Raw genomic sequence first — 21,073 nt, 5'->3', positions numbered from 1 at the left:
CTCATGGATTCAAGGGCTCCACCAGTTTGGCGATGACGTCCTTCATCGACACGCCGTCGGCGCGGGCCGCGAAGGTCAGCGCCATGCGGTGCTGCAGAACGGGGCCGGCCAGCGCCGCGACATCGTCGATCGAGGGGGCGAAGCGGCCCTGATAGAGCGCACGGGCGCGGGCGGTGAGCATCAGCGCCTGGCCGGCGCGCGGGCCGGGACCCCATGCGATGCGGCTGTCGGTGAATGCGTCGCCGTGGCCGGGCCGCGCCGAGCGGACGAGCTTCAGGATCGCCTCGACCACGCTTTCCGGCACCGGCATGCGGCGGATCAAGCCTTGAATTTCCAGAAGCCGCGCCGGCGTGATGACGCCTTCGACCTGGGCTTCGGACGTGCCGGTGGTTTCCAGCAGAATGCGCCGCTCGGCCTTGAAATCGGGATATTCGACGTCGATTTCCAGCAGGAAGCGGTCGAGCTGGGCTTCCGGCAGCGGATAGGTGCCTTCCTGCTCCAGCGGGTTCTGCGTCGCCAGCACATGGAAGGGATGCGGCAGGTCATAGCGCTGGCCGGTGATGGTGACGTGATATTCCTGCATGGCCTGCAGCAGCGCCGACTGCGTCCGCGGGCTGGCGCGGTTGATCTCGTCCGCCATCAGCAATTCGGAGAAGACGGGGCCTTTGACGAAGCGGAAAGAGCGGCGGCCATGCTCGTCCTGATCCATCACTTCCGAGCCGAGAATGTCCGACGGCATCAGGTCGGGCGTGAACTGGATGCGGTTGGTGGCGAGACCGAGAACGGTGGCGAGGGTAGAGACCAGCTTGGTCTTTGCGAGGCCGGGCACGCCGACGAGAAGCGCATGGCCGCCCGAGAGCACGGCGAGCACGGTCTGCTCGATCACGCTTTCCTGGCCGAAGATCACCTTGCCGGTTTCGGCGCGGATCCGGGCGATGTCCTCCAGCGCCTGTTCGGCCTGGGCCGCGACGGCCTTTTCGTCGATGACGGCGTCCGTCGGTGTCAGTGCGCCCATGAAACCCTCCGGCGATGGTGGCGTTGGTGGTTCGAATCGACCTATCGAAACCCCATATGTCAGATTAAGAGTGACAGTGTGGTCAGAGCGTGACAAGCGCGAAGCTTTCAAGATTGCGTTAGCAATGGATGATGAATGAGGATCAAATCATGGCGGTAGGTGATATCGGCGCACAGAGGAATGCGGGCGACCTCGCCGCGCTGATTGCCCGCGCATCCGCCGATTCCCAGGCGGAGGGACGATCCATGCCGCCGGTCGAGCGCTGGGACCCGCCGTTCTGCGGCGATATCGATATGGAGATCCGCGCCGACGGCACATGGTTCTACATGGGCACCCCGATCGGCCGCGCGCCATTGGTCAGGTTGTTTTCCACAGTCCTGCGCAAGGACGAGGACGGCAAGACCTATCTGGTGACGCCGGTGGAGAAGGTCGGCATACGCGTCGAGGATGCGCCGTTCCTCGCCGTCGAAATGGCGGTCGAGGGCGGAGGGGCGGACCGTGTCCTGTCCTTCCGCACCAATGTCGGCGACGTCGTCGCCGGCGGCTCCGATCATGCGCTCCGCTTCAAGATCGTCGGCGAACAGCGACAGCTCAAGCCCTATCTGCATGTGCGCGGTCGGCTGGAGGCGCTCCTGGCGCGGCCGGTGATGTACGAGCTGGTGGAACTCGGGGAAGTCGTGGATCTGGGCGGCAGAGAGATGTTCGCGGTCCGCTCCGGCGGCGTCTGGTTTCCGATCATGCCGGCCGATGAGCTCGAGAGACTGTCGGCATGATCGGCGCCTTCTCTGCCGGCGATTTTCGCAGCCGAGCCGAACGACATTTGGCCGCAGGACCGGGCGATTTTCTCAGCTATGGCGATTATCGCCTCAATCCCGGCGCGGAAAGGGGGCTTGTCAACCTGGAGCTCAGGGACGCGGCCGTGCTGGTGCCCGTGGTTGACGAGGGCGATGACGCCCGCGTCATTCTCACCAAGCGAACGGCGGCGCTGCGCAAGCATTCCGGCCAGATCGCCTTTCCCGGCGGCAAGCTGGAGCCGGATGAGAGCCCAGAAAGCGCAGCGCTCCGCGAGGCCGAGGAGGAAATCGGGCTGGCGCGGCATTTCGTCGACGTCATTGGCCATCTGCCGCCGATTCCCGTATTGTCCGGCTTTCGCATCACGCCGGTGCTCTCGATCGTCAAGCCGGGTTTTACCCTGTCGCCCAATCCCGGCGAGGTGGAGAGCGTCTTTGAAGCGCCCTTGTCTTTTCTGATGAACCCAGACAACCACGCCCAGGAAACGGCGCTGTTTCGCAATCAGCAGCGCCATTATTATGTCATGCCCTATGGCGAATGGCGCATCTGGGGCATCACGGCCGGCATACTCCGGTCGCTTTATGAAAGGTTTTACGAATGACCTCCGTCGCAGGCGAGACCTGGTTTCGAGATCCCGCGCTCACCCGCGTCTTCACGCTGCTCAACGCCGATGGCGGCCAGGCGCGCGTGGTCGGCGGCGCAGTGCGCAACAGCCTGATGGGCCTGCCGGTCAGCGACATGGACATCGCCACGACGCTGAAGCCCGAAGAGGTCAAGGCGCGCGCCGAGGCGGCCGGGATCAAATGCGTGCCGACCGGGATCAAGCATGGCACTGTGACCTTGGTGATCGACGGCAGGCCGTTCGAGGTCACAACCCTTCGCCGGGACGTTTCCACCGATGGCCGCCACGCCGAAGTCTCCTTCACAGACGATTGGCGCGCCGACGCCGAGCGGCGCGACCTCACGGTCAATGCGCTCTATGCGGACGCTCAAGGCGAAGTGCATGACTATGTGGGCGGACTTGCCGATATCGACAGCGCCACGATTCGCTTCATCGGCGACCCGGCGACGCGGATCGAGGAGGATCATCTGCGCATCCTGCGTTTCTTCCGCTTCTTCGCCCATTACGGCCGCGGCCGACCGGATGCGGCCGGGCTCAAGGCCTGCGCCGCCGCTCGTTCGCGGCTTCAGTCTCTTTCGGCCGAGCGCGTCTGGGCGGAGTTGAAGAAACTGCTCTCGGCGCGCGATCCCGGCCGGGCGCTTCTCTGGATGCGCACATCCGCGGTGCTGACCGAGGTGCTGCCGGAGACGGAGAAATGGGGCATCGACGCCATTCCCGGCCTCATCGCCGCGGAGGCGGCTTATGACTGGACGCCTGATCCGCTGCTGAGGCTCGCGGCGGTCATCCCGCCGGTCGATAGCCGGGTTGAGGCCATGGCGGATCGTCTGAAACTCTCGGGCGCCGAGCGCGCGGTCCTTGCGGATTGGGCCGGTTCGGCCGAGATCAAGCCTGATTTCTCCGAGAAGGACATGCGGCTGACGCTTTATCGCAACGGCAAAACCGGCGCGATCCACCGGTTGAAGCTCGCGCTCGCCGGGCAGGTGTCTAAGGGAGAGGATGATCTCGAGGCGCTGGGCCGGCGCGGCGGGCTCAAGCGTCTGCTCGATCTCGCAAACCACTGGGAAAGGCCCGTCATGCCCGTCAAGGGCAGCGATCTGATCGGAAAGGGTTTTGCGCCCGGCTCAGAGATGGGCGCGGCGCTGAAGCGCATCGAGGAGCGGTGGGTCGCCTCGGATTTCAAGGCCGACAAGAACGAACTGTTGTCCGCGCCGTCGCTCTGAAAGCCGGCGGCGCGGTTAAATCATCCTCAGCGCATGTAATCCGGCATCGCCCAGGCCTGGAAGCAGTCCGAGCCCTTGGGCGCCGCGACATGCTTCTTGAGGCCTGCCAGGCGGTTATCGTTGCCGGCTTCGGCAATCGCCTCGGCATGCTGATTTTCATAGTAGAAAATCTGTTCGATCATGGACCGCGTCTTGGCGTCGCGCACGGTTTCCAATTTCGTGTCACCAGCCGTCTTGTCATTTGTCGTCATGACACTCCTCCTCAGGTCAATCGGCTAATACAACGACTCATAGCATGTTTCTGTTCCAATTGCATGACATGAATTCTATCACGCATGTTCAAAATCCCGGCATCACGGCCAGCGGACCACCGGCGGCAGGGAAGAGAGGATGGATTCGACATTTCCGCCCGTCTTCAACCCAAAGGTGGTTCCGCGATCGTAGAGCAGGTTGAATTCGACATAGCGGCCGCGGCGGATCAGTTGCTCGTCACGGTCCTCTTCCGTCCAGGGCTGGTTGAAGTTCGCCCGGACGATCTTCGGATAGACCAAGGAAAAAGCGCGGCCGACATCGCGGGTAAAGGCAAAGTCGGCGTCCCAGCCGCCGGCTTCGTCGTCGGAATGCTGCCAGTCATAGAAGATCCCGCCGATACCGCGCGGTTCGTTGCGGTGTTTCAGGAAGAAATACTCGTCGCACCAGCTCTTGAACCGAGGATAATCGGCGACGGGATGGCGGGAGCAGGCGATTTCCATCGTGCGGTGAAAGATCTGCGCGTCCACGTCTTCCTGATTGCGACGCGCGCCGAGCACGGGAGTCAGGTCGGCGCCGCCGCCGAACCACCACGAATTCGTCACCACCATGCGCGTGTTCATATGTACGGTCGGCACATGCGGGTTGACGGGGTGAGCGATCAGGGAAATGCCCGACGCCCAGAAACGCGGGTCCTCCGTCGCGCCGGGGATCTGCTGTCGGAACTCGGGCGAGAATTCGCCGTGCACCGTCGAGGTATGGATGGCGGCCTTTTCGAACACCCTGCCTTCGAGCATGGACATCACGCCGCCGCCGCCGGATCCTTCCTCCCTGAGCCAGGCCTTGCGTTGAAAACGGCCCGGGGGCTGGTCGGAGAGAGGACCCTGCAATTCGTCTTCGAGGGATTCGAATGTCTGGCAGAGATGGTCTCTCAGGCTTTCGAACCAGTCGCGCGCGGCCTGCTTCTTTTCGTCGATGTCGGCGGGCAGGCCCGCAGGGAGGGTGGGTCGTTCCATCGCCATGCGCTTTCTCGAAGTTCTCGTTGATTCGTCACACTGCTCCGAAATGCTGAAGAGAAAATCAACCATGCGCCAAAATTTCCGCCGCGTGGTATTTATTTCAAGACGCATTAATCCTTTCCTAGGACATCCGACCGTATCGATTTACTCAGGCTTAATTTTTGCGCGCCAATGAATGGCCGTGGGCCGGCAAAACTGTGCATGCGCGTAACCAGGAGTTGCATGGACAATTGGACCGCGTTTGGAAGACTTGCCTCCAAGCGCATCTGGCAGGTTAGCGATGTGGTTTAGCGGATTGAAAAAGTCATCTGGTGCGATGTCAGGCGCCAAGTCCGTCGAAGGAGGCGGACTTACGGTGATGTTCAATGACGGACGCGACGTGATCAAGGCGCTGTCGCAATTCAATGCGCGGCGCGTGAAGCAGATGATCGCCGCGATCAACCTCCTGATCGTGCTTTCGCTCATCAACAACCTCGTCTTCGACAGGGGCGTTTGGCTCAGCGTCGCCGCCATGTCGGTCTTCGGGCTGCTCTGGATCGCGCGGATGTTTTTCGATCGCGAGCGACCGGCGATCGGCCAGTTCCTATTTATATGGACGATCTTCGCTTCGGTCACCGCGATCACCTGGCTGGGCGACGGGCTGCGCGACCAGGTCATCCTCGGCAACGTCACCGTTCTGGTGTTTGCGGCCATGCTGTCGACGCCGAAGCATTTTCTCATTCTTTATCTGGCGATCGTCGCCAACGCTTTCGCGCTGGGCTTCGCCAGCGAATATCACTGGGTCGATTTCGGGCTTTTCCCGTTCGATTGGTCGAATGTCGGCGATGTGCTGCTGCTCTATTCGGTGACGGCGGTGACGATCTTCATGCTGGCAACCGACATGCGTTCGCTGCTGGCGCGCTACAACAGCGAGTATCGAAAGGCGAAGGCGTCGGAAAACGAGATCTACAGGCTCGCCAATCACGACGCCCTGACCGGGCTGCCGAATCTGTTCAGCGCCCAGAAGAAATATCGCGACGATCAGGCCCGGGCGCCGGATGCGCAGGCGACGTTGTTTCTGATCGGTCTCGACAATTTCAAGGCGGTCAACGATTCACTCGGCCATGTGTTCGGGGATCTCGTGCTCAAGACCATCGCCGACCGGCTCAACAAGATCGCCGGCGACGACTTGATCGCGTTCCGGGTCGCCGGAGACGTGTTCGGCATCCTCACGCATCGGCCGTCGAACACCGACGAAATCATGGCGACCGCAGAACGGATCAGCGGCAAGGTCAGCGAACCGCTCGGCGCCGGGCACCAATATATCATGCTGACCTGTTCGATCGGGGCTGCGCAGGGCTCGGGCGTCGATCCCGACTTCGAAACCTTGCGCCGTGAAGCCGACATCGCGCTCTATCGCGCCAAGGGCTCGGGACGAAACGCCTTCAAACTGTTCGACGAGAGCATGAACAGCCAGGCGATCGCCTCGATCAGCATGGCGGCCAAGCTCAAGACGGCGATCGAGCGGCGCGAATTCCAGATCTATCTCCAGCCCAAGGTGGAGCTGGACACCGGCCGCATCAGGGGCGCGGAAGCGCTGTTGCGCTGGTTTCCCGAAGGCGAGCCGCCGGTGCGTCCCGACGATTTCATCCCGGTCGCCGAGAATACCGGCATGATCGTGGAAATCGGCGAATGGGTCATCCAGCAGGCCTGCATGGAATGCAGGCGCATTCAGCGCCTGGATTTGCCGGACTTCTCCATCGCCGTGAATGTTTCGGCGGTGCAGTTCAAGAGGGGCAATCTCGAGCACGTCGTGCTGGACGCTCTCTATGTGAGCGGTCTCGGACCGCAGTCGCTGGAAATCGAGCTGACGGAATCCATGCTGTTGGAAGACGAATACGATATTCGCGGCCAGATCAGCCGCCTTGCGGCGAAGGGCGTGAAATTCTCCGTCGACGATTTCGGCAAGGGTTATTCCAACCTCGGCAATCTCAGCCGTTTCGAAGTGTCGACGCTCAAGATCGACCAGTCCTTCGTCTTCGGCATGTTCGACAATCCGCAGAGCGCGGCGCTGGTCGAAGCCATCGTGCGCATGGCCAAGGCGCTCGGCCTCAAGATCGTCGCCGAAGGCGTGGAAACACAGCGCGCCGCCAATATGCTCGGGCTGCATGGTGTCGATTATGCTCAGGGCTATTTCTGGTCAAGGCCGCTCGACGTCGAATCCTTCATCGCCTATGCCGCGCCGGATGGCATGGCGAAAGCGAATCGGGCCTGACGGCGCCTTTTTTTACTCCAGGACGCAAATACGACCCGGCCGGTCGCAGGGCACGGGGAGCGTCAGCTCGCCAGCAGCCGTTTCAGACCGGCGCCGTCGCTGTTCATGATGTTGAGCGCCTGCGCCCGCAGCGCGTCTCGCGTCACCGACGCCAGCAGGGCGTCGATTTCCTTGCCGATGTCCATGGGCCCCTTGTCGCCGCTCGATTGCTCCACGGGATCGCCGTTCGGCCGCCGCACCGCGTCGAGACGAGCGCCGCCGCCGGCGAGACCCGCCGTGATGGAGGCGAGCGCCGCGCGCATGCCCTTGAGGTCCTCGTCCGACATATCGTCGGTGATGGAGATCTCGCGCGACAGTTCCTGGCCGTAGGAGGCGTCGTCGGACAGGAGGTGATAGCCGCCGAACTCCAGATCCTCGGAGGCTCCGTATGTGCGGGTGAGAATGCCGTCGGCCGCGTCCGCGGAACTGATCAATAGGATCGGGGACGTGTCCACCGGGATGGCGTCGTCGCCGGCCGGGAGCGGCAGCCTCTTGTCCTGCGGGTCCTGGCCGAAGTCGAGCGTGAGCCAGTTCACGCCGTCGCTCTCGGCGTCGGCGATTTCCGCTCGGAGGCGGTCTTTCAGCATATCGACATCGGCGCCGAGATCGCTACGCCGCTCCGGCTCCTTGATGGCGGCGTCGACCCGGCCGAGAATGGCGGCCACCGTTTTCTGCACCTTTCGCAGGCCGACATCCGCCGCATCCAGGCTGGCGGAGACCCTGTCCGATTCCGGGGGGGCTGCCTCGACGGGTTGATCGAACGCAGTCGTCGGTTTTTCCACATAGGTTGGAATGTCGAAGGGGCGTTGACCGCCGGGGGCGACCTGCTCCCCGGGCATCGGCCTTTGCTTGATCCAGAACGGCGTCACGGGCGCCAGAAGACTTGGTTTCATCGATCTTATCCCTGTTTTGGGACGATGATAAGGAAACCACCTCGCCATTCCGTGAAAATAAGTAGTAAATAATAATCAAATCTCGTCGAAACCGGTCTGGCGCAGCGCTTCGCCGGCGATCATGGCCGCCGACATCGCGACATTGATGGAGCGGCGTCCCTCGCGCATCGGGATCAGGACCCGGGCGTCAGCCTTGTCATGCACGGCATCGGGCACACCGGCGCTTTCGCGACCGAACAGCAGGATGTCGCCGTCGGCGAAGGAGAAGTCGGTATAGCGCATCGCCGCCTTGGTGGAGGCGAGAACCAGCCTGCGGCCTTGCTCCGCCCGCCAGGCTTCGAAATGCGCCCAGTCGATATGGCGATTGAGGCTCGCCGCCTCGAGATAATCGAGCCCTGCGCGGCGCAGGTTGCGGTCGGATGAATCGAAGCCTGCAGGCTCGATGAGCTCCACCGTCAGGCCGAGACAGGCCGCCAGCCGCAGGATCGTGCCGGTATTGCCGGCGATATCGGGCTGGTAAAGCGCGATCGACAGGCCCGGCATGGCATTTCTCCCATCTCGATATGGTTGCTCGACGGTGCGTTACCGCCTCTGTGCTCAAATGGCAACATGGGCCGTCCGCAAGACCTCGGACGCCAGATTTCGCGGGGCCGGGGCTGGCGATCGCCCCAATTTGCGGTTAGTGAAGGCTCACTTTCAATGCGGAGAGGGAGGACGCTATGGATAACATCGCTGTGGTCGGCGTTCTCATCGCCTGGCGCGCAACCCGCCGCCGCTGATTTTTTCCCGCGCATCTTTACATCTGCAATTTGTTTCGCCGCCGGCGCAAGCGCGCCTTGAGCTTCAGTCCTCTGAAGCGCGGCAGCCGCCAATGGAGCATCGTCATGTTCGCCTGGTTCGAATCCCGTGTGAATCCCTATCCGGTCGAGGAGCCCGCCCGCCCGCCTGCGACGCTGTTCGCCTTCATCCTGCACTATTCCCGTCCGGTCATGTTCTGGCTGATCCTGATGGCCGTCGTGACCGCCGCGATCGGCGTCGGCGAAGTGATGTTGTTCAACTTTCTCGGCCAGATCGTCGACTGGCTGGCGAAGTCGGACCCCAAGACCTTTTTCGCCGACGAAGGCGATACCTTGCTGGCCATGGGCGCCTTCGCGCTCATCGTCCTGCCGGGGCTCGTGGTGTTCCAGTCGCTGATCGTGCATCAGGTGCTGCTCGGCAATTACCCGATGATCGGCCGCTGGCAGATGCATCGCTATCTGCTGCGCCAGAGCATGACTTTCTTCGCCAATGAATTCGCCGGCCGCGTGGCGACCAAGGTGATGCAGACCTCGCTCGCCGTGCGCGAAGTGGCGATGAAGGTGCTCGACGTCTTCGTCTATGTGTTGAGCTATTTCATCTCAATGTTCGCCGTGGTCGGCATGGCCGATTGGCGGCTGATGGGCCCGCTGGCGCTCTGGGTTGTCTGCTACGCCGGCTTGCTGACCTATTTCGTGCCGCGCCTGCGGAAGATCTCGGAAAAGCAGGCCGACGCCCGCTCGATGATGACCGGCCGTATCGTCGACAGCTACACCAATATCGCCACGGTGAAGCTGTTCTCGCATGCGGGGCGCGAAGAGGCCTACGCCAAGCGCGGCATGGACGAGTTCCTGCAGACCGTGCATGGCCAGATGCGCTACGTGACCACCTTCCACGCGCTGGTGCACACCAACAACGCCATACTCGGCGTGCTGACGACGACGATGTCGATCTGGTTCTGGTCGAACGGCTCGATCGAACTCGGGGTGATCGCTGTCGCGATCTCGCTGGCGCTGCGCATCAACGGCATGTCGCAGTGGATCATGTGGGAAGTGTCGGCGCTGTTCGAAAACATCGGCACGGTCTATGACGGCATGGGCATGCTGTCGAAGAAGCAGGACATTCTCGACAAGCCCAATGCGCCGTCGCTCAAGGCCGACAAGGGTGGCATCGAGTTCGACCGTATCCGCTTCCATTACGGCAAGAGCAAAGGCGTGATCCAGGACATCACGCTGTCGATCAAACCGGGCGAGAAGGTTGGTCTGGTCGGCCGCTCCGGCGCCGGCAAGACCACGCTGATGAACCTGCTCCTGCGCTTCTACGATCTCGAAGGCGGCCAGATCCGCGTCGACGGTCAGGATATCGCCGATGTGACGCAAGACAGTTTGCGCGCCAAGGTCGGCGTGGTCACGCAGGACACGTCGCTGCTGCATCGCTCCGTGCGCGACAACATCGCCTATGGCCTGCCGGGCGCCAGCGACGCGGAGATCATCGAAGCGGCCAAGCGCGCCAATGCCTGGGAGTTCATCGAGACGCTGGTCGATCCGCAGGGCCGCAAGGGCCTCGACGCCCAAGTCGGCGAGCGCGGTGTGAAACTGTCCGGCGGCCAACGCCAGCGCGTCGCCATCGCACGTGTTTTCCTGAAGGACGCGCCGATCCTGATCCTCGACGAGGCGACCTCCGCGCTCGATTCCGAAGTCGAGGCGGCGATCCAGGAAAACCTGTTCGCTTTGATGGAGGGCAAGACGGTGATCGCCATCGCCCATCGCCTGTCGACCCTGACGGAGATGGACCGGTTGGTGGTGCTCGACAAGGGCGCGATCCAACAGGAAGGCGCTCATGCCGATCTGGTCGCCCAAGGCGGCATCTACGCCGATCTCTGGCGTCGCCAGTCGGGTGGCTTTCTCGCCGACGATCCCGAAGCGGAAGCCGCGGCCGAGTAAGACTGAGGCCCACTGCTTACTCCGCCGCCTCGGACCCTTGCGGGTCCCGGGCGGGTTTTAATTCGAGTGGTGAACCAGCCTCGCTGCAAAGGTTGGAGTTGGGCCCTGGCGTCAAGATCGGCGTATCAAGGGCTCCGACCCTTGTTCCGCCATCAAAAGTCTTTATAGCCCCATCATGATCTTTCGCTCCATTTCCCGGCTGTTCGAAAGCTGGATCGATCCGTTTCGCCCTCGCGACAATTATCGCCCGCCGGAAAAGGCCCTGGCCTTCGTCTGGCATTTCGTGTCCCAGGCCAAGGGCGCCTTTCTGGCCATGCTCGTCCTCGGCGGCGTGGTGGCGATGCTGGAGGCGGGGTTGTTCTGGTTCACGGGTCGGCTCGTCGACCTGCTCGATGGAGCGACGCCGGCCGCCGGCTGGGCTGGATTGCTGGGCGATCACGGGCTCGAAATCCTCGGCATGGCGTTCATCGTGCTGGTCGTGCGTTTTCTCGCCATTGCGCTCGGCGCGCTGGTCGAGGAACAGACGGTTGTGCCGGGCTTCTTCAATATGGTGCGCTGGCAGGCGCATGCGCAGGTGTCGCGCCAATCGCTGACCTTCTTCAACAACGAGTCGTCCGGCCGCGTGGTCAGTCGGGTCTGGTCGGCGGGGCAGGCGACAGGCGATCTCATGGTGTCGCTCCTGCAGGTCGTCTGGTTCATGCTCGTCTATACGATGACGACGCTGACGCTGATTTCGAGCCTCGATCTCAGACTGGGCGGCATCGTCGCAGCCTGGATCGTCGTCTTCGGCCTGATCGCCCGCTATTTCGTCCCGCGGGTGCGCAAGCATGCCCGCGAGACCGCCGACATGTCGTCGATGATCAACGGCCGGCTCACCGACAGCTACGCCAATATCCAGACGCTGAAGCTCTTCAGCCGCGAAGAGGACAATGATCGCTTCATCCGCGACGGCTTCGAGCAGTTCCGGCGGACGCTGATCCGCTTCACCCGTCATCTCACCGGGGTCCGCGCCTCCCTCGCTTTCTTGTCCGGCCTGATGATCACGGCAATCGGCGCGATGGCGATCGAGCTGTGGATGCGCGGGGAGATCACCACAGGCTCTGTCGCCTTCACCCTCGGCCTCGTGCTCAGGATGAACATGCTGCTCGGCCGCATGATGGGCCAGTTCAACGCGGTGATGCGCAATATCGGCACGATCCAGAATTCCGCCGACATGCTGGCCGCGCCTGTCACGCTTATCGACAAGCCCGGCGCGCCCGAACTCGTCATGCGCGAACCGTCGATCCGCTTCGACAATGTGCGTTTTAACTATGGTCGCGAGGCGGGCGTCATCGAAGGGCTGTCGCTGGCGATCGGGGCAGGGGAGCGGGTCGGCATCGTCGGTCGTTCCGGCGCGGGCAAATCGACGCTCGTCAATCTGCTGCTGCGATTCTACGACGTGCAGGGCGGACGTATTCTGGTGTCCGGCCAGGATGTTCGAGACGTGAAGCAGGAAAGCCTGCGCAAGCATATCGGCATGGTCACGCAGGACACGGCGCTGCTCAACCGTTCGATCCGCGACAATATTCTGTTTGGGCGCGGGGACGCGTCGGACCAGGCGATGGCGCAGGCTGCCGCGGAAGCCGAGGCCGACGGCTTCATCGCCGATCTCGTCGACCACAAGGGCCGCAAGGCCTACGACGCTCATGTCGGCGAGCGGGGCGTGAAACTGTCGGGCGGCCAGCGCCAGCGGGTGGCGATCGCCCGCATGTTGCTCAAGGATGCGCCGATCCTCGTCTTCGACGAGCCGACCTCGGCGCTCGACTCGGAAGTCGAAGCGGCGATTCAACAGAATCTGGAGCGGCAGATGCGGGGCAAGACGGTGCTGGTCATCGCGCACCGTCTCTCCACCATCGCCCATCTCGACCGCCTCGTCGTGATCGACGGCGGGCGGATTGCGGAGGAGGGAAGTCACGAGGCGCTGATCGCCCGGGGCGGCATCTACGCCGATCTGTGGGCGCGTCAATCCGGCGGCTTCATCGCGCCGGACTGAGCATTCTCATTCTTCCCAGACGATTTCGCTGATCAGGCCGTAATGATTGGAGCCGATCGGATCGGGGATGCGCTCGAGCGCGCCGATCTTGACCTGGCCGCGCGCGAAGACGTGGTCGATCGCCATGCCGATCTGCGGCAGAGCGACCGGCCATGTGTTCGGCTCGGAGCCGGCCGTTCTCAGGCCGGTCGCGCGCAGGAAGGCGCGAATGTCGGACACGAGAATCGAGGCGTTGAAATCGCCCGCAAGCACCATGGCGCCGGGATAGGCGTCGAGGCGGCGGGCGACCTGAGCCAGTTCGATTTCATGGAAGTTGTCGAAATACGGCTTGGTGAGATGGACATTGGCGAAATTGACGACCCGTCCGTCGAAATCGATGCTGGCCAGCATCAGGCGGTCGCGATAGATCGGGCTCGCGGTGAAGACTTCGCCGCGCAGGAAGGGCCGTTTGGACCAGAGGGACTGGTCGCAGGTGATGGTCTTGGCGCCGCAGCCCAGCCGATAGGGATAGACGGCCTTGATGCGGTCGATCTCCGGGCCGATCGGCGCCGATTCCTGGATGAAGACGACATCGGCGCCCGATCCGATGATGTAATCAGCGATACGCGGCCCGCCCGGACCGTTGTTCCCCATGATATTGAATGACAGGAAGCGGAGAAGCGGCTTGGCCTTTTCGGCTCTGACAGGCTCCTGGCGGAACTCCCCGAGCATGAAAACACCATGCGCGCCGATCGCCACGGCGAGCGCCATCATCAGTCCCGTCGTCACGCTGCGATGCAACATGAAGGCCAAGCCAGCGATCAAAAAAGCCAAGATCGCCGCCTGAACTTGAAAACTAGAAATTGTAAAGAAAAGCCACGAATTCGAGAAATATCTGCCGGTTAACGCGACTAGCAGCAGTGCTGAAAGCGTGCCGAGAATGGTCGAAATCGTCTTCATGGTTGATGCTCGAGAATATTGCGCTGCAGCGCGCTACCATCTGGGAATGTCGGGCGCAATTGGGATTTGTCAAACGCATAGGCGCAAAGGATCACATTTTGCTCCGGTGGCGGCGCCGAAGTGGAAAATCGGCCGGCTCCTCCGCGACAATCTGCCCCCATCCCATTGCCAACCCTAGACTTAATCTGCAATCAAGCATAGAACGCAATTTGAAAGTTGGGGAATCTAAGGCCGTTTCGCGGCTATCGGAGAACTTTCATCTAATCTGGTTTAAATCGACTCTGCGCAAAGGATGGGAAAACCGTGAGCGGACACGAGACGACAAGCGGGGATGCAGGCGGGCCGACCCGTCGCGATTTTCTTTACCTCACGACGGGCATGGCGGGCGCAGTGGGCGCCGTTGCCGTTGCCTGGCCTTTCATCGATCAGATGCGCCCTGATGCGTCTACTCTGGCTCTCGCCTCCATCGAAGTGGATGTCGGCGCGCTCGAGCCCGGCATGTCGTTGACGGCAAAGTGGCGCGGCAAGCCGATCTTCATCCGCAACCGCACCCCGGAAGAAGTCGAAGCCGCCAACAAGGTCGCTTTGACGGACCTCAAGGACCCGGTGGCGCGCAACGGCAATCTGCCGGCCGACGCCCAGGCGACCGATCTCGATCGCTCGGCGGGCAAAGGCAAGGAAAACTGGATCGTGATGATAGGCTCCTGCACCCATCTCGGTTGCGTGCCGCTCGGGCAGGCCGGCGATTTCGGCGGATGGTTCTGTCCCTGCCACGGCTCGCATTACGATACGGCGGGCCGTATCCGGAAAGGTCCGGCGCCGCAGAATCTCGCGATCCCGACCTTCTCGTTCGTTTCCGACACTGTGATCAAGATCGGCTAAGGGGGACTGCGGATCATGAGCGCTGAACACCATTCGACATACGAGCCACGCACGGCTCTGACCAAATTCATCGATTCCCGGCTGCCTTTGCCGCGCCTGATGTATGATTCCTTCGTGGCCTATCCGGTGCCGCGCAATCTGAACTTCGCCTACACCTTCGGCGCCATGCTGTCGGTGATGCTGATCGTGCAGATCCTGACCGGCGTCGTGCTCGCCATGCATTACGCAGCCGAGACGACGGTGGCCTTCTCCTCCGTCGAAAAGATCATGCGCGACGTCAACCATGGTTGGCTGCTGCGCTACATGCACGCCAACGGCGCGTCGTTCTTCTTCATCGCGGTCTATCTGCATATCGCCCGCGGCCTGTATTACGGCTCCTACAAGGCGCCGCGCGAAATCCTCTGGATCCTCGGCGTGATCATCTATCTCCTGATGATGGCGGCGGGCTTCATGGGCTATGTGCTGCCCTGGGGCCAGATGTCTTTCTGGGGCGCGACCGTGATCACCGGCTTCTTCTCGGCTTTCCCCTTCGTCGGCGATTGGATCCAGCAGTTCCTGCTCGGCGGCTTCGCGGTCGACAACCCCACGCTCAACCGCTTCTTCGCGCTGCATTATCTGCTGCCGTTCATGATTGCGGGCGTGGTGGTGCTGCATGTCTGGGCGCTGCACGTCACCGGCCAGACCAACCCGACCGGCGTGGAAGTCAAGTCCAAGACCGACACCGTGCCGTTCACCCCTTACGCCACGCTGAAGGACGCCTTCTATGTGGTGTTGTTCCTGCTGGTCTATGCCTGGTTCGTCTTCTACCAGCCGAACTTCCTCGGCCATCCGGACAACTATGTCGAGGCCAATCCGCTGAAGACGCCGGCGCATATCGTGCCTGAATGGTATTATCTGCCCTTCTACGCGATGCTGCGCGCCATCACCTTCAATGTCGGCCCGATCGACTCCAAACTCGGCGGCGTGCTCGTGATGTTCGGTTCGATCATCATCCTGTTCTTCCTGCCCTGGCTCGACACGTCCAAGGTCCGTTCGGCGGTCTACCGTCCCTGGTACAAGACCTTCTTCTGGATCTTCGTGGTCAATGCGATCATGCTCGGCTGGCTGGGCTCGCGCCCTGCGGAAGGCCTGTATGTGATCATGTCGCAGATCGGCACCGCCTACTATTTCGGTTTCTTCCTCGTCATCATGCCGCTGCTCGGCCTGTTCGAGACGCCGCGCCGCATACCGAATTCGATCACGGAAGCCGTGCTCGAAAAGACCGCCAAGGCCTGAGGGGAAGGACGAAAACCATGAAGACTGTGTTTAAATCCCTTCTCGCCGCCGCCATGATCGCGGGCGCCGGCTTCGGCGTCGCCTCGGCAGCGGAAGAACATGACCTCAAGGCGCAGGTGGAACACGCCGTCGCGGCTGGTCACTTCCCGGTGTTGAAGCCCGAGCAGGAAGAATGGAGCTTCGCCGGCTTCTTCGGAAAGTATGACAAGGCCCAGTTGCAGCGCGGCCTCAAGATCTACAAGGAAGTCTGTTCGGCCTGCCATTCGATGCATCGCGTGGCCTTCCGAAACCTCGAGGATCTCGGTTATACGGAAGCGCAGGTCAAGGCTTTCGCGGCCGAATACGAAGTGCAGGACGGCCCCAACGGCGATGGTGAAATGTACACCCGCAAGGCCGTGCCGTCTGATTACTTCCCTTCGCCCTTCCCGAACGAAGAGGCGGCAGCCGCAGCAAATGGCGGCGCCGCCCCGCCGGACTTCTCGCTGATCGCCAAGGCGCGCAGCGCGGAGCGCGGCTTCCCGCAGTTCATCTTCGATATGTTCTGGCCCTATCAGGAAGGCGGCCCGGATTACATCCACGCGCTGCTGACCGGATACCAGGAACCGCCGGCTGGCGTCGAAGTGGCGGAAGGGACGCATTTCAACCCGCATTTCATGTCCGGCATCGCGCTGAAAATGGCGCAGCCGATTTCCGACGATCAGGTGACCTATGACGATGGTTCGCCGCAGACGCTGGAACAATATAGCCGCGACGTCTCCGCCTTCCTGATGTGGGCCGCCGAGCCCAAGCTGGAAGAGCGCAAGCGCACGGGCTTTATGGTGATGGTGTTCCTGGCGGCTCTGCTCGGTCTGGTCTATCTGACCAAGAAGTCGGTCTACGCCAACAAGCACTAAGCGGGTCACCGTTTAAAAGATGAGGAAGGCGGCTCCCGGGCCGCCTTTTTTGCTGGCGTCGGGGGCTGTCATTGCTATGGTCCCAACCGCTCAAGCTTTTTGCTCGCAATGGACAGACCCTCACTATGACAAGCCTTCAGGACGATCTCGTCGCCGCCATCCGCAACATTCCGGATTATCCGAAGCCCGGCATCATGTTCCGCGACATCACCACGCTGCTCGGCAATCCTCGCGCCTTCCGTCGCGCCATCGACGAATTGGTGCACCCCTATGCGGGAACGAAGATCGACAAGGTCGCCGGCATCGAGGCGCGAGGCTTCATTCTCGGCGGAGCCATAGCCCATCAGCTCTCGGCCGGGTTCATCCCGATCCGCAAAAAGGGCAAGCTGCCGCATGACATCGTCCGCATCGCCTACAGCCTGGAATATGGCGTCGACGAAATGGAAATGCACCGCGACGCGGTTCAGCCCGGCGAAAAAGTCATCCTCGTCGACGATCTCATCGCGACGGGTGGAACGGCGGAAGGCGCCGTGAAACTGTTGCGACAGATGGGGGCGGAAATCGTCGCCGCCTGCTTCGTGATCGATCTGCCGGAACTCGGCGGGCGCAAGAAGCTCGAGGATCTCGGCGTCACCGTACGGACGCTGATCAGCTTCGACGGGCACTGAAGTCCTATTCGAGACGCGGCTCTGGGAGGAGCGCAATCATGACCAAGACAGCATTGATCTTCTGGGGCGGCTGGGAGGGACATACGCCACGCGAAAGCGCAGAACGCGTCGCTTCACTTCTCTCGCCACACAGCGTCGATGTGACCGTGGGCGAGGGCACGAAGACGCTGCTCGAACATGACCTGACGGGCTTCGATCTGATCGTGCCGATGGTGACCATGTCGACGATCGAAAAGGACGAGGTCGCCGCGCTGCTCCGCGCCGTCAAGGGTGGCGTGGGACTTGCCGGCTTCCATGGCACGATGGGCGACAGTTTCCGCAATGAGGTCGAGTATCAGTTCATGGTCGGCGGTCAATGGGTTTCCCATCCGGGCAACATCATCGACTACCGCGTGAACGTGACAAAGCCCGACGACCCGATCATGGCCGGCATCGGCGATTTCCCCTATCGTTCCGAACAATATTACATGCATGTCGATCCCTCCAACGAGGTGCTGGCGACGACGCGGTTTACCGGCGAGTATCTCGATTTCATCGACGGCGTGGAAATGCCGGTGGTGTGGAAGAAGCGCTTCGGACAGGGTCGCGTCTTCTATTCCTCGCTCGGCCATCAGGCGAGCGAATTCGACGTGCCGGAGATGCGGACGATCTTCGAGCGCGGCGCGCTCTGGGCGATGCGGTGAGGGGGCGGACCGCTATGCGGGGATAGAGCGGCGGCCTGTCCATTCCGCTTATGGATGCGGCGTGATCGCAAAGACCGTGATCTCGGACTTGCTCGGACCGTAGAACCAGAAGATCCGATAGGCGCCGGGCGTGTTATTCTCGGCATAGGCCTCGAACACATCTTCGCCACGCGGGCCTTTCAGCGATGAGAATTTATGCGTGTTGAGCCCCGGGTGTCGAGGATTTGTCTGCAGATATGCCAGCGCCTTGCCGACTGCTTTCCACCGCTTGTTCAGCGCGGGATCTGATTTCAGCGCGTCCAGCGCCCGCAGGGCTTCGTCGGTAAGAAAAAGATCGAAGCCATTACTCATCGACCTCTTCCAGAAACGATGAGAAGTCAGGCGCCTTTGTCACCCGACCCGCCTTTGCGTCGGCGAGACCGCGTTCGACCATCTCTAAGGCTTTAGGGCTGTTTTGCAGCCAAGCTTCGTCCGCGGAAGCATCGGATGTCGGCTGCAGTATAAGGCTGCCGTCGGGGCGCTGGCTAATCCTGTAGCTACTGACACCCGCGGCAAGCGCGCCAAGGGAAACACGCCCTTCGGCGTCCGGCTTCACCGTAATCGCTTTCATCGCCATGATGTAAAGTCTCCGCTCGCCTGAAATGTCGCACCGAGCGCCGGAGAATTCAAGGCGTCACACGAACTCCACCACCCGACTGTCGAAGCGCATCACCGTCTCGCCGTTCTGGTTGATGGCTTCGAAGCGGATGTTGCAGATCTCGTAGTCCGGCCGGTAGCCCGGTCCGTCGCCGAGGAAGGTCAGCGAGAAGGCGATGGTGTCGCCCGCGAAAACCGGTTTCAGCCATTTGAGATCGCGGATGCCCGGGGAGGGGCCGAGCTTCGGCGGTTCATGTCCCTCGGCCTTCAGGCGCAAGGCCTCTTTCTGGTTATGGGCGACATTCAGCTTCATGGCTGCGGCGGCGACGTGCCAGCCGGAGGCGCAGAGGCCGCCGAACAGCGAGTTTTTCGCCTTCTCCGCATCGACATGGAAGAAATGCGGATCGTATTTGGACGCGAAGGCGATGATGCCCTCGGCGTCGAAATGATAGGAGCCGATCGCGACGGGCGCGTTCAGGGGCATCAGATCGCGAACTCTCATGCAGCGGCTCCCGCGCGCATCCGGAACATGCCGGGATTTTCCATCGCCATCACCAGTTCGCCGCGCTGGTTTCTCACTTCGTGGCGCAGTTTGACCAGGCCGATGCCGGGGCGGGATTTCAGCGGCCGCGCCGCGATCACTTCAGCGACGCCGCTCAGCGTGTCGCCGGCCAGCACCGGTTTGCGCCATTCGACGAAATCGATGCCGGGCGCGCCTTCGCTCGAGGAGAAATGCAGAAGATTGTCGTAATAGAGCCGCATGAACATGGCGCAGCTATGCCAGCCGGAGGCCGAGAGGCCGCCGAGAATGCTTGCCTCACCGGCTTCGACCGATAGATGAAAGGGCTGTGGATCGAACTCGCTCGCAAACTCCACGATCTCGTCGGCGGTCACCGTCTTCGAGCCGAGATCGAAGCGCCGACCCGGCGTCATGTCCTCCCACCAGTAAGCGATTTCGCTCATGATCCTTGCTTTTGCCTCCTGAAACGTTTCTTTGGAATAGTGCCGCGCGGAGATGATGCAAGTGAAATATGACTTATCGGACTGGGAAAAACGTCGTCGGGGATTGGCGCCGTTGGTGGAGGACGCGGTGCGCGCCGGACTGGTGGCGGGCGACAAAGCGGCGCCGCTGATCGAGTTCATGGTGTCGCGCGGCGCGGCGCTCGGGGATCGGCCGCAACCGCTTCTGGCGGCCGGCGAGGCGGGCGGCGTCGATACGCCTGTCGCCGCCGAGCCCAGCGTCGGACTGGAAGAATCCGAAGCGCCGCGCTTCATTCGCGGTTTCCACGACGTGCTGATCACCATCGGCCTGGTGATCGGGTTGATCGGCTTGGGCGGCCTATGGTCCGTGCTGGCGGTCATCCCCGCCGTCATTGTGCTGTCGGAAATTCTCGTGCTGCGGCAGAGGCTGGCGTTGCCGGCGGTGGCGCTCACTTTGGCCTTCGCTGGCGCATCCAGCTTTGCAGTCGCCAGCCTTCTAGAAGGCAAGCTGGGCGATTGGGAATGGGTCGCGATGTCCTTCGCGCCCTTCGTGATGCTGTCGATCTATTATTGGCGCTATCGCGTCCCGGTCAGCCTTGCGCTCGCCGCCATTTCAGGTTTTGCGGCGATCGTGTTCTTCATCGGAGAACTGCTGATGCATTGGGCGGGCAATGATCTGCTGTTCGTCAATCAGCCGTGGCTTATCTCGGCGCTGATCGGTCTGTTCGCACTCGCTTCTTTCGCCACTGCGCTGCATTTTGATCTTTCCGATCGCGCCCGCATCACGCGCCGCTCCGACGTGGCTTTCTGGCTGCATCTCGCCGCTGCGCCGGCATTGCTCTATACGGTCATCAGCCTTGTCTACCTGCGCGATCCCAATGCGTCCTGGTTCGCCGACGGCACGACGCTTGGCCAAGCGACAGCGATCGTGGCGGCGGTCGCGGCGCTGATGCTGACGGGCATCCTGCTCGATCGCCGCGCCTTCGTGACCTCGGGATTGCTGTCCTTCGGCTATGCCTTCAAGATCCTGCTCGACGAGGGCGGCGTCAGCGGCCTGTTCACCTCGTCCGATACACTGCTCTTCGTCATCCTCTGCGCCGTCGGCGCAGTGGTTTTGAGCCTGGGCATAGGCTGGAAGGTCTTGCGGAAGCGCCTGTTGGCGATCCTGCCGGCCGCAGTGCGGGACCGGTTGCCGCTCACCCTTTGAAACGAAAAACGGCTCCGCGCCAAGCGGAGCCGTCCT

Annotated in this window: 22 protein-coding genes; 12 read left to right on the top strand and 10 right to left on the bottom strand. The window is 62.1% G+C overall.

Annotated features, from left to right (window positions below; genetic code table 11):
• Position 1: 1 nt before the first annotated feature.
• Positions 2-1,015: an AAA family ATPase gene (locus OCK01_RS04560; protein ID WP_263822869.1), complete on the bottom strand. Its 1,014-nt coding sequence runs from the start codon at positions 1,013-1,015 to the stop codon at positions 2-4.
• Between the two features lie 149 nt (positions 1,016-1,164).
• On the opposite strand from OCK01_RS04560, the gene OCK01_RS04555 reads away from it, so the two are divergent.
• Genes OCK01_RS04555 through OCK01_RS04545 form a run of 3 tightly spaced genes read left to right on the top strand, consistent with a single transcriptional unit; the run spans position 1,165 to position 3,649 of the window.
• The gene (locus OCK01_RS04555; protein ID WP_263822868.1) at positions 1,165-1,788 is read left to right on the top strand and encodes a DUF1285 domain-containing protein; all 624 of its coding nucleotides are present in this window, start codon (positions 1,165-1,167) and stop codon (positions 1,786-1,788) included.
• Positions 1,785-2,408, top strand: a complete 624-nt coding sequence (locus OCK01_RS04550; protein ID WP_263822867.1) for a CoA pyrophosphatase — start codon at positions 1,785-1,787, stop codon at positions 2,406-2,408. The genes OCK01_RS04555 and OCK01_RS04550 overlap by 4 nt, the downstream gene beginning before the upstream one ends.
• Positions 2,405-3,649 (top strand): CCA tRNA nucleotidyltransferase, encoded by a 1,245-nt coding sequence (locus OCK01_RS04545; RefSeq protein WP_263822866.1) that lies wholly within the window; start codon positions 2,405-2,407, stop codon positions 3,647-3,649. The genes OCK01_RS04550 and OCK01_RS04545 overlap by 4 nt, the downstream gene beginning before the upstream one ends.
• 26 nt (positions 3,650-3,675) lie before the next feature.
• Here OCK01_RS04545 and OCK01_RS04540 read toward each other — a convergent pair whose 3' ends face one another.
• On the bottom strand, positions 3,676-3,900 hold the full coding sequence (locus tag OCK01_RS04540; protein ID WP_182828791.1) for a hypothetical protein: 225 nt from the start codon (positions 3,898-3,900) through the stop codon (positions 3,676-3,678).
• Between the two features lie 102 nt (positions 3,901-4,002).
• Positions 4,003-4,914 carry an oxygen-dependent coproporphyrinogen oxidase gene (gene hemF, locus OCK01_RS04535; RefSeq protein ID WP_263823157.1) on the bottom strand — a complete coding sequence of 304 codons (912 nt, stop codon included), beginning with the start codon at positions 4,912-4,914 and terminating at the stop codon, positions 4,003-4,005.
• A 361-nt stretch (positions 4,915-5,275) separates the two neighbouring features.
• Here hemF and OCK01_RS04530 point away from each other — a divergent pair, with 361 nt between their 5' ends.
• The gene (locus OCK01_RS04530; protein WP_263822865.1) at positions 5,276-7,171 is read left to right on the top strand and encodes a putative bifunctional diguanylate cyclase/phosphodiesterase; all 1,896 of its coding nucleotides are present in this window, start codon (positions 5,276-5,278) and stop codon (positions 7,169-7,171) included.
• A 62-nt stretch (positions 7,172-7,233) separates the two neighbouring features.
• Here the strand turns inward: OCK01_RS04530 and OCK01_RS04525 are convergent, their stop codons facing one another.
• Together OCK01_RS04525 and OCK01_RS04520 are read right to left on the bottom strand one after the other, a co-directional pair.
• Positions 7,234-8,103, bottom strand: a complete 870-nt coding sequence (locus OCK01_RS04525; protein WP_263822864.1) for a hypothetical protein — start codon at positions 8,101-8,103, stop codon at positions 7,234-7,236.
• A gap of 75 nt (positions 8,104-8,178) precedes the next feature.
• The gene (locus tag OCK01_RS04520) at positions 8,179-8,646 is read right to left on the bottom strand and encodes a tRNA (cytidine(34)-2'-O)-methyltransferase (protein WP_263822863.1); all 468 of its coding nucleotides are present in this window, start codon (positions 8,644-8,646) and stop codon (positions 8,179-8,181) included.
• A gap of 341 nt (positions 8,647-8,987) precedes the next feature.
• On the opposite strand from OCK01_RS04520, the gene OCK01_RS04515 reads away from it, so the two are divergent.
• On the top strand, positions 8,988-10,841 hold the full coding sequence (locus OCK01_RS04515; protein WP_263822862.1) for an ABC transporter ATP-binding protein: 1,854 nt from the start codon (positions 8,988-8,990) through the stop codon (positions 10,839-10,841).
• Positions 10,842-11,016: 175 nt separating this feature from the next.
• Positions 11,017-12,873, top strand: a complete 1,857-nt coding sequence (locus OCK01_RS04510; protein ID WP_263822861.1) for an ABC transporter ATP-binding protein — start codon at positions 11,017-11,019, stop codon at positions 12,871-12,873.
• Positions 12,874-12,879: 6 nt separating this feature from the next.
• On the opposite strand, the gene OCK01_RS04505 is transcribed toward OCK01_RS04510, so the two are convergent.
• Positions 12,880-13,686: an endonuclease/exonuclease/phosphatase family protein gene (locus tag OCK01_RS04505; protein WP_263822860.1), complete on the bottom strand. Its 807-nt coding sequence runs from the start codon at positions 13,684-13,686 to the stop codon at positions 12,880-12,882.
• 429 nt (positions 13,687-14,115) lie between these two features.
• Here OCK01_RS04505 and petA point away from each other — a divergent pair, with 429 nt between their 5' ends.
• The 5 genes from petA (at position 14,116) to OCK01_RS04480 (ending at position 18,213) form a co-directional block, all read left to right on the top strand.
• Entirely contained in the window at positions 14,116-14,694 is a 579-nt protein-coding gene (petA, locus tag OCK01_RS04500; protein ID WP_182828798.1) for a ubiquinol-cytochrome c reductase iron-sulfur subunit, read from the top strand.
• 15 nt (positions 14,695-14,709) lie between these two features.
• Positions 14,710-15,969: a cytochrome b gene (locus tag OCK01_RS04495; protein WP_263822859.1), complete on the top strand. Its 1,260-nt coding sequence runs from the start codon at positions 14,710-14,712 to the stop codon at positions 15,967-15,969.
• Positions 15,970-15,986: 17 nt separating this feature from the next.
• Entirely contained in the window at positions 15,987-16,862 is an 876-nt protein-coding gene (locus tag OCK01_RS04490) for a cytochrome c1 (RefSeq protein WP_182828799.1), read from the top strand.
• 125 nt (positions 16,863-16,987) lie between these two features.
• On the top strand, positions 16,988-17,530 hold the full coding sequence (locus tag OCK01_RS04485) for an adenine phosphoribosyltransferase (RefSeq protein ID WP_182828800.1): 543 nt from the start codon (positions 16,988-16,990) through the stop codon (positions 17,528-17,530).
• Positions 17,531-17,568: 38 nt separating this feature from the next.
• Positions 17,569-18,213, top strand: a complete 645-nt coding sequence (locus OCK01_RS04480) for a ThuA domain-containing protein (protein ID WP_263822858.1) — start codon at positions 17,569-17,571, stop codon at positions 18,211-18,213.
• A gap of 48 nt (positions 18,214-18,261) precedes the next feature.
• On the opposite strand, the gene OCK01_RS04475 is transcribed toward OCK01_RS04480, so the two are convergent.
• The 4 genes from OCK01_RS04475 to OCK01_RS04460 are packed head-to-tail and all read right to left on the bottom strand — an operon-like array spanning position 18,262 to position 19,812.
• Entirely contained in the window at positions 18,262-18,564 is a 303-nt protein-coding gene (locus tag OCK01_RS04475) for a hypothetical protein (protein ID WP_182828802.1), read from the bottom strand.
• Complete coding sequence (locus tag OCK01_RS04470; RefSeq protein WP_263822857.1) at positions 18,557-18,829, bottom strand: hypothetical protein; 273 nt, start codon at positions 18,827-18,829, stop codon at positions 18,557-18,559. The genes OCK01_RS04475 and OCK01_RS04470 overlap by 8 nt, the downstream gene beginning before the upstream one ends.
• Before the next feature lie 57 nt (positions 18,830-18,886).
• Positions 18,887-19,351, bottom strand: coding sequence for a MaoC/PaaZ C-terminal domain-containing protein (locus tag OCK01_RS04465; RefSeq protein WP_263822856.1), 465 nt, complete (start codon positions 19,349-19,351; stop codon positions 18,887-18,889).
• A complete protein-coding gene (locus OCK01_RS04460; RefSeq protein WP_182828804.1) occupies positions 19,348-19,812 on the bottom strand; it encodes a MaoC family dehydratase in 465 nt (154 codons plus the stop codon). Before OCK01_RS04460 ends, OCK01_RS04465 begins: the two co-directional genes overlap by 4 nt.
• Before the next feature lie 61 nt (positions 19,813-19,873).
• On the opposite strand from OCK01_RS04460, the gene OCK01_RS04455 reads away from it, so the two are divergent.
• The gene (locus OCK01_RS04455) at positions 19,874-21,037 is read left to right on the top strand and encodes a hypothetical protein (RefSeq protein ID WP_263822855.1); all 1,164 of its coding nucleotides are present in this window, start codon (positions 19,874-19,876) and stop codon (positions 21,035-21,037) included.
• Positions 21,038-21,073 lie beyond the last annotated feature (36 nt).

Source organism: Rhizobium sp. TRM95796 (genome assembly GCF_025779995.1).
Lineage (GTDB): Bacteria > Pseudomonadota > Alphaproteobacteria > Rhizobiales > Rhizobiaceae > Rhizobium_E.
Note: the sequence above shows the minus strand (reverse complement) of the source record. Positions and strands in the feature narration are given on the sequence as shown.